We start from the raw sequence: 7,357 nt of genomic DNA, 5'->3' as shown, positions 1-7,357 counted from the left end.
ATATTGTCTCCATTTTCAGCCAAAGTGATACATCTTTTCTCACCCTTGGCTCGATCAACCTCGTGAATAAAACACAGCTCCCGCTTGAGCAGATATTCCTACCGCTCTCAGTTCTGAAGACGATCAGACGTGACTGGTATGATCTTCTTGACCGTACGCTGGCCCAGGAACTTACCAAGCGTCTAATTCGTAAGCCCATTGCCGAGAAACTGGAAATGAGCACACTGCCTCCCCGTTCCCTGCTGCTCACTGAACAGAAAATCCCTTACCTCGAATTGAAGACGCTCTCACATGCACAGCAGCCACTTGCTTCCTTGCTCTTCCACCATGAGAATCACTATTATGTACCCTTAAGTCCGGTCATGTTCGATGAGGACGCATTCTTCACTGATTTGGATAACGTTGTTGCCAGAATGAAGGAAGAGAAACTCCTGGATTCAGTCTCCTTTGGATTGAACAACTTGGGTCAGATTGCATATTTCAGGGACCATCAATTGCCTTGCTTCTTTGATATCTACCTATACTTGGCAAACAGCGAGGCGGCAAACCTAGCCCTCACGTTTGGATTGAAAATGGAGGGTGGCTATCTTTGGATGGAACGAAAAGAGACAGATCCAGAGTACTGGCCATTCATTCCCACTGGAGTGGATGATGCATTCAGTCCTCCGCTTTTCATCAGTCGATCATGTTTCCGTCATGACTCACTTCGGTTAAGCTGTGAGGGATGTCCTCATAGGGGATCATGGTATGTGAAGGGTGACAACCAACGGTACCGGGTCATCGTAGAGGATTGCATCACTACCGTTGTGAATGCTTAGCATTCGTTTTCCATTGCCTCTTGGAAAGGGGAGAAAAGAGGAAAGGCAAGCTTGCCTTGTCTGTCCATCTCTTTCAGCTCATCGTAGGAAACCCAACGGTAGGCAGTAGTCTCTCCTTTCTGCAGGTGAATGGAATCGGGATCAAGCATTTTTCTCACCAGAAAGATATCGACAAATGAAGCTACCTTGAGCACGGTTCCCAAGTAAGTAATTTCTTCAGGGGAAACCTCAATGCCGGTCTCTTCCCGTAGCTCCCTCAGCGCAGCATCCAAACTGGTCTCCCCTCTCATTACCGATCCTGCCGTATTCTCCCAATGCCCGGGAAACAGTTCCTTCTCTTCAGAACGTAGGGTTATGAGTATTTTCCCATCCTGATTCACGGTCCACACTGAGACTACAACATGATACTCACCTTCACCTAGGGGGAGCCCTCTCTGGTGAGTCCTTCCCAATGGCTTTCTTGCATGGTCATAGAGATCCCAATATTCCTTCATGATGTCTCCTTATGTTGCATAGTAGGAACTCTTCAAGGTTTCCGCAAGTAAAGGGAAAGAGCAGGGCTCCCTATTCTCAGCGGAGAACGGGAGCCCTTGGAATGCATGATGGGCTGTTTAAATAAGGCCGAACTTCTTCACAAAGGCTTCAGCATTCTGGATTGAACCACCAGCTGCACCCTTTACGATGTTGTTGACCATCAAGAGGAATCCGATTTTTCCATTCTTCTTCTTCAAGCGACCGGTGTACACCACCATTCCACTGGGATTCCCCCAGAAAGCATACTTGGGCTGCGGGAAGGTGGGATCCGCACCATATTCAACAGGCTGTGCTGCGGTGGAAGGAAGGTCGGGTACATTCTTGAAATCCGCCCAATCCTTGATGATGTCCTCAACCTCAACATCCTGCTCCAGATCCAACCAGACAGCTTCAAGGTGTCCAAACATGACCGGTACCCGAACGGTGAAGCAGTATACCTCTGGATCAATGGTAAGGATCTTCTTGATCTCTTTCTCGATCTTCTCTTCCTCTCCCCTGATGAAGGGAATACAGTTATCGGTGATATCGAAGGAAGAGAGACCTGGATAGCCTGCTCCACTGACGCTCTGGTAGCTGTGCAACATGATATTCTTGATACCATATTTGCGTAGCGGTGCCAGCGCCATTGCCAACCCAGTGGTGACGCAGTTGGCATTGGTCACCACAAAACCCTTTTCGGGATATCCTTGCGCCTGTACAAGTTCAAGCTGTTCCATATTGGTTTCCGGGATAAGAATGGGAACATTGGGATCATAACGCATGGAAGCCGCATTCGAGAACACGAAGAATCCATTATCTCGAAGCTGTGGTTCAGCTTCACGGGCAACCTCAGCGGGAAGGGCGGAAAACACAATCTGCACCCCTTCTTCCTGCATTGCTTCAATGTTGAATTCCTTTACTTCCACGTCCCTGATTTTCTTGGGCATTTCAAATGGCATGACCCAGTGCACTGTGGAAGCATATTTCAAGCCGACACGAGAAGCTGATGCTGTTGCATACGTGAGCTCAAACCAAGGATGATCTGCTAGCATCCACATAAAAACCTGTCCAACTGCACCTGTGGCACCCATTACGGCAACTTTAATTTTCTTCTCCATCGAGGGATCTCCTAACCGGATTGGTATCCGTTTTCTTCACTAATGTATCAGTACGGTACTGATTTTTCAGAGTTTATGCAATAGTTTAGTAACAATTATTTGATTATTTTAACAAAATGTTATTATATTAACACAAAGTTCAAGATAGTGAACCCTTTTTTGTGTTTGCATAGTACTGGTACTATTTATGTATGTACAGAGCAAGACCCTCTATCTGAGAGCAGCAACCTTTTGTACTGGAACACTAAAGGCTATACCGCTTCCCCTTTCCTGCAAGAAAGGAAGCTTGGATACTGCTTCCAGTACCGAATCTCGTTCTGTATGATGCAAGAGGATCATGAGCATTTCTTTCTCGGGGACCAAGGATGCTGAGAAAAAGGCGATATCATCGGCGGTTGCAGTGCCTCTTCCTTCAAGGATTGTCCCTCCTTTAGCCCCTGCCTTACGGGCTGCTGCCATAATGTCGTCAGCAAAGCCACTGGCACAAATAATGTATACCAAATCCCATGTATTGGATTTCACTATTGGGTGGTCTTCATCCCTGCTGGCAGGAACAGCAGCAAGCAAGCCCCTGGTATGGGGAAAATTTGATAGAGCATTCCACACAGTGGGTTCAACCCCATCATCAACCAAGGTAAGAAGCACTTCCTTGTCAGAATCACCTAGGCCCAGGAGGCATAGCAATGAACTTGAGGCGGTACCACGTCCCCTGAGAATGGTACCCCCACTGCTCCCTGACTCTTTTGCAAGTTGCATGAGTGAATCCGCTTTTCCTGCTCCTACGATAGCCAACAACAAGCTACTCATTACGCTTTTCCTCCTTTTTCCAGCTTGGCTTGTTTTCGTTTGTAGAGCAAGCCTAAAAGCTGGACTATCACCACCGGTGTCATGGAGACAAAAATGATAATCCCGAATGCATCACTGACAGGGTTTCCCCCCACTGAGGTAGAGGCCCCTATGGCAAAACTGAGAATGAACGTAGAAGCCAAAGGCCCCGAGCTGACGCTCCCACTATCGAACGAAAGTCCAACAAAAAGGTCAGGGACCCGGAATGAGAGCAGCACGGCAAGGCCATAAACCGGAACCAGGAAGTACCAGATGGGAAGACTGTGTATGATACGGAACATGGCCATCAGACCGCTCCCCCCTACTCCGATTGAGAGGGCTGCAAGCATTATTTGCTTTCTCAGATGACCTTGGGTTATCTCCTGTACCTGATCGATCAGAACGGCTACCGATGGCTCACTGAGTACTGTAACCGCACCAATAACAAGCCCAAACACCAGCAGTAGGCTCTCATTGAGCTTTCCAAGCTGATAACCGATCTGATAACCGACCGGGATAAAACCACCATTCACCCCAACAAAAAACAGGATAAGGCCAAGACTGGCATACACCAAACCAAACGCCATACGAATCAACTGCCTGACTGGCATTCTCACCAGGAATATCTGGTAGAGGATGCATAACACCACCAGTGGAAACAAGGAGGAAAGTACCTGTTGTGTACTTGGTGCAAAGAGCGAGAGGAATGGCTGTATCTGCGGCACTGATGAAGTACTCTGCACTGCTGTATTGCCATCTCCACTGAAGAGGGAAAGCACCAACATGGCCATGGTAGGGCCGATAAGGGCCAAGGAAACGTAGCCGAAGTTGTCTGCATCCGTTTGGCTTTTCTGTACGTGAGCAATACCGACCCCAAGTGCCATGATAAAGGGAACAGCAAGGGGACCTGTTGCAGCTCCACCGCTGTCAAAGGCAATACCCAGGAATTCAGGTTTGCTGAATATTCCAAGTACAAGCAGCAGAAGATAGCTGATTGCATAGATCCACTTCAGCCCGACATGCAGGATCACACGGACCATGGCAATCATCAGGAAAAGGCCAACACCGAGAGCTATGGATAGAAGCATGGAGAGAGGAGAAATGGAGGGAGCTACCAGCGAGACTTGCTCGAGCAACACACTGATATTCGGTTCAGCAAAGATGATTGCCATACCTACCAGTAGGGCAGTTATCAACAACAGGGAGAGCCGCTTCTTTCTCGTTACCGCCGAACCTATTCGCTCTCCAATCGGGATAAGACCAATATCAGTGCCAAGCAAGAATAGGGAAAGGCCGAGAATAATAAGCACCCCGCCGATGAGAAAGGAAGAGAGCATCCCTTCACTCAATGGAGTCACAAAGAAATGGAGCAACGTTACCAGCAAGAGGACAGGGAGGATGGAAAGCCCCACTTCCTTCACCTTTTTAAGCGCCTCCATATGCAAATCCTCTTGTATTTTTCATTTATTTAACTAGTTTTATAATAAGATTTTATACCCTTTTACGCAGAAAAGGTCAACGCTCAATCCAGCCCTTGAGAAAATTTGCTGGACATACTTGACTTATTACGGGTCAATTCGTATGATACTTTTTGTTATTGTCTTGGGGGTGTAGCTCAGTTGGCTAGAGCGTTTGAATGGCATTCAAAAGGTCAGGGGTTCAATTCCCCTTACCTCCACTAAAGAAGTCGTTGCGAAAGCAACGGCTTTTTTGCATATGGACATGCAACGATCTTTCCTACAGAACATTCAGCATTGTCAGATATGTTTCCATGAACACCATCTCATCAAGCGCTTTTTCCAGGTTGTTCACCGTAACCACTACGGTATAGCGGTTTCCTTATCGTCATATAGAAGGTTATTCGCTGAATCGAGTGGGTAACCCTACATGATGGTAGCTTTAGGAAGTGCAAGCATCCCTACGTTACGTAAGTATCAAACAAAACTGTATTTAATTTCCCATCTATTGTATACTGCAAGCATGAATACTTCCTCTGTCTTTGATACTCACAGTGATACCTATGACCAATGGTTTCCTGCGCATGAACTTCTGTACAACGCTGAACTGAAAGCAATCCGTTCCCTGCTTCCCAAAACTGGTGAAAGCCTGGAAATAGGAGTGGGATCAGGAATGTTTGCAGCCCCGCTCGGTATACGCATCGGGGTAGAACCCTCTGAAGAAATGGCCGAAAAGGCACGAAACAGAGGAGTTCAGGTAATACAAGGAGTTGCTGAAAACCTTCCCTTTTCAAACCATCAGTTTGACTTTGTCCTCATGGTTACCACCATCTGCTTTGTACGTGATATCAAACAGTCGCTCAGAGAGGCCAGGAGGGTGTTGAAACCACAGGGGACCATAATCCTTGGGTTTGTAGATCGCGAGAGTGAAATGGGAAGGGCCTACCTTGCAAGAAAACAAGAAAGTATTTTCTATAAGGATGCCACCTTCTATGCAACCAAGGAGGTGCTGGACCTTCTTCATTCCGCTGGTTTTGTACATGCTGAAACCATCCAGACGCTTTTCCCGGAAGCGCCTATAGATGCCATTCGCCAAGGATATGGCGAGGGCTCCTTTGTTGTCATTTCAGCAGATGCAGAATCAGAGACATCACCCATCTGAGAGGCTGCCGATACTCTTCGTTTATATATCCTCAGCTGCATGAACAACGGTATAACCATCGGATGTTGCCTGATAGACAATCTCCAAATCCTGCATCGCAAACCCAGGATCCCAATCATCACTCGTGTAAAATGCACACGTACCACATGACGAGGAGAGGGCTCTCGGTACGGGGGCCAATGTACAGGCAATATTGTTCTGCTTTGCCTTCTTTGAAAATTGAACAGCACCGTACTGACTGAAAAAGGTTGCTATGAATTGTGTCATCGCTTCTCCAAATACAATTTCCACCCATAGTCGGTTTCTTCTGCCTGGATGGAATACTTCATCGCTGTTGCAAACCTGCTTACATTTTCCTTTGCTGCCACATTGTCGACAAGCACAGTCAGTTGTGTATGCTTCTTGTCAATTGCCTTTTTCGTTTCAATAACAGGTTGTGGACACGACAACCCCCGTGCATCAATTTCCATGAACCGACTCCTTCTTTTGTCTATAAATAACCATAAGTACAATACCTGTTATAAGAACAAACCCCAATATTGTGGCAACCTTTCCGCCAAGTGTGGCCCCTTGTGAAGAGGAAGCCAATCCAAAGTTATGGGAAAATGCCGCACCTACCAACATGCCCAACACACTCATTGCACTGTCACTATTCCCTTCTCCGGCAAGAATGGTTTGTCTGAGCGGACATCCCCCAAGCAATACCGACCCATACCCTACCAAAGCCATACCGAGAAAATTCCATAGCCAATCGGTATGGGAAACACTTTGTCCATTATAGCCCACTATGAAATTTCCTGTGAGAATATTCATGGCCAGAGCAGCAACAAAAACCATGATCAACCCAGTCAACAATGTAGTATCCCGAAAGAGGAACACATCACGGATACCCCCGGCCATGCAAAATCGGTTTCGTTGCGCAAGAGCTCCAACAATAAGACCACCTGCCAATGAGATTACAAGAGGGGCCTTCAGGCTTCCCGGTCCTTCTGTACTGAATTTGAGAAGCGATGGGATAGCCACCAAAAACAGCAACAGGAACAAGAAAAAGGTTTGTATCACAGAGCCTTCCACTACATTCTGCTTATAGCTCCGGCCAAGGGTAAACCCACGATTGAGAAACATGGATCCTGCAATAATGCCACCAATGAACCCAGGCAACGCCACCAAGGCATTAAGATCACCACCGGCGAGTCGCAAGACCATCCTGAAAGGACAGCCCAGGAACACCAGAGCGCCTATCATTACAAAGAAAGAGAAAACAAAGCGAACCAGAGGACTGGATCCACCTCTTGGCTTGAACTCCTTTCTTATCATGCTGATTATCATTGAACCAAGCAGCAATCCAATGATCTCTGGTCGTGCATATTGCACTGCAGTGGCGCTATGCAACGATAACGAGCCTGCAATATCCCGATAGAAACAAGCAATGCAGAATCCCATATTTGTAGGATTTCCCAATAG

General features: G+C 47.1%; 8 protein-coding genes, 1 tRNA gene and 1 pseudogene. 3 read left to right on the top strand and 7 right to left on the bottom strand.

Annotated elements, in window-relative coordinates:
* A pseudogene (locus AB7S66_RS10310) lies at window positions 1–818 on the top strand (U32 family peptidase); the annotation flags it as partial.
* On the opposite strand, the gene AB7S66_RS10305 reads toward AB7S66_RS10310, so the two are convergent.
* The 4 genes from AB7S66_RS10305 to AB7S66_RS10290 all read right to left on the bottom strand — a co-directional run bounded on the left by AB7S66_RS10305 (window position 815) and on the right by AB7S66_RS10290 (window position 4,713).
* Window positions 815–1,312 carry an NUDIX hydrolase gene (locus AB7S66_RS10305; protein ID WP_428519707.1) on the bottom strand — a complete coding sequence of 166 codons (498 nt, stop codon included), beginning with the start codon at window positions 1,310–1,312 and terminating at the stop codon, window positions 815–817. The pseudogene AB7S66_RS10310 and the gene AB7S66_RS10305 sit on opposite strands and share 4 nt — an antisense overlap.
* Window positions 1,313–1,429: 117 nt before the next feature.
* Window positions 1,430–2,449 (bottom strand): aspartate-semialdehyde dehydrogenase, encoded by a 1,020-nt coding sequence (gene asd, locus AB7S66_RS10300; RefSeq protein WP_428519705.1) that lies wholly within the window; start codon window positions 2,447–2,449, stop codon window positions 1,430–1,432.
* Window positions 2,450–2,659: 210 nt separating this feature from the next.
* Window positions 2,660–3,256, bottom strand: coding sequence for a P-II family nitrogen regulator (locus tag AB7S66_RS10295; RefSeq protein ID WP_428519703.1), 597 nt, complete (start codon window positions 3,254–3,256; stop codon window positions 2,660–2,662).
* On the bottom strand, window positions 3,256–4,713 hold the full coding sequence (locus tag AB7S66_RS10290) for a DUF1538 domain-containing protein (RefSeq protein WP_428519701.1): 1,458 nt from the start codon (window positions 4,711–4,713) through the stop codon (window positions 3,256–3,258). The genes AB7S66_RS10295 and AB7S66_RS10290 overlap by 1 nt, the downstream gene beginning before the upstream one ends.
* A 165-nt stretch (window positions 4,714–4,878) precedes the next feature.
* On the opposite strand from AB7S66_RS10290, the gene AB7S66_RS10285 reads away from it, so the two are divergent.
* Together AB7S66_RS10285 and AB7S66_RS10280 are read left to right on the top strand one after the other, a co-directional pair.
* Window positions 4,879–4,952 (top strand) — tRNA-Ala (locus AB7S66_RS10285).
* A 302-nt stretch (window positions 4,953–5,254) separates the two neighbouring features.
* The gene (locus AB7S66_RS10280; RefSeq protein WP_428519699.1) at window positions 5,255–5,893 is read left to right on the top strand and encodes a class I SAM-dependent methyltransferase; all 639 of its coding nucleotides are present in this window, start codon (window positions 5,255–5,257) and stop codon (window positions 5,891–5,893) included.
* Between the two features lie 21 nt (window positions 5,894–5,914).
* On the opposite strand, the gene AB7S66_RS10275 is transcribed toward AB7S66_RS10280, so the two are convergent.
* From AB7S66_RS10275 to yedE, 3 genes are all read right to left on the bottom strand, one after another.
* Complete coding sequence (locus tag AB7S66_RS10275) at window positions 5,915–6,160, bottom strand: DUF3343 domain-containing protein (RefSeq protein ID WP_428519697.1); 246 nt, start codon at window positions 6,158–6,160, stop codon at window positions 5,915–5,917.
* Complete coding sequence (locus tag AB7S66_RS10270) at window positions 6,157–6,363, bottom strand: sulfurtransferase TusA family protein (RefSeq protein ID WP_428519695.1); 207 nt, start codon at window positions 6,361–6,363, stop codon at window positions 6,157–6,159. The genes AB7S66_RS10275 and AB7S66_RS10270 overlap by 4 nt, the downstream gene beginning before the upstream one ends.
* A partial coding sequence (yedE, locus tag AB7S66_RS10265; protein WP_428519693.1) for a YedE family putative selenium transporter occupies window positions 6,353–7,357 on the bottom strand: 1,005 nt, incomplete at its 5' end. The genes yedE and AB7S66_RS10270, both read right to left, overlap by 11 nt.

The organism is Sphaerochaeta sp. (assembly GCF_050178175.1).
GTDB lineage: Bacteria > Spirochaetota > Spirochaetia > Sphaerochaetales > Sphaerochaetaceae > Sphaerochaeta.
Note: the sequence above shows the minus strand (reverse complement) of the source record. Positions and strands in the feature narration are given on the sequence as shown.

Coding starts and splice junctions, on each gene's coding strand:
- AB7S66_RS10305 (WP_428519707.1), bottom strand. CDS start 1,312: ATGAAGGAATATTGGGATCTCTATGACCATGCAAGAAAGCCATTGGGA.
- asd (WP_428519705.1), bottom strand. CDS start 2,449: ATGGAGAAGAAAATTAAAGTTGCCGTAATGGGTGCCACAGGTGCAGTT.
- AB7S66_RS10295 (WP_428519703.1), bottom strand. CDS start 3,256: ATGAGTAGCTTGTTGTTGGCTATCGTAGGAGCAGGAAAAGCGGATTCA.
- AB7S66_RS10290 (WP_428519701.1), bottom strand. CDS start 4,713: ATGGAGGCGCTTAAAAAGGTGAAGGAAGTGGGGCTTTCCATCCTCCCT.
- AB7S66_RS10280 (WP_428519699.1), top strand. CDS start 5,255: ATGAATACTTCCTCTGTCTTTGATACTCACAGTGATACCTATGACCAA.
- AB7S66_RS10275 (WP_428519697.1), bottom strand. CDS start 6,160: ATGACACAATTCATAGCAACCTTTTTCAGTCAGTACGGTGCTGTTCAA.
- AB7S66_RS10270 (WP_428519695.1), bottom strand. CDS start 6,363: ATGGAAATTGATGCACGGGGGTTGTCGTGTCCACAACCTGTTATTGAA.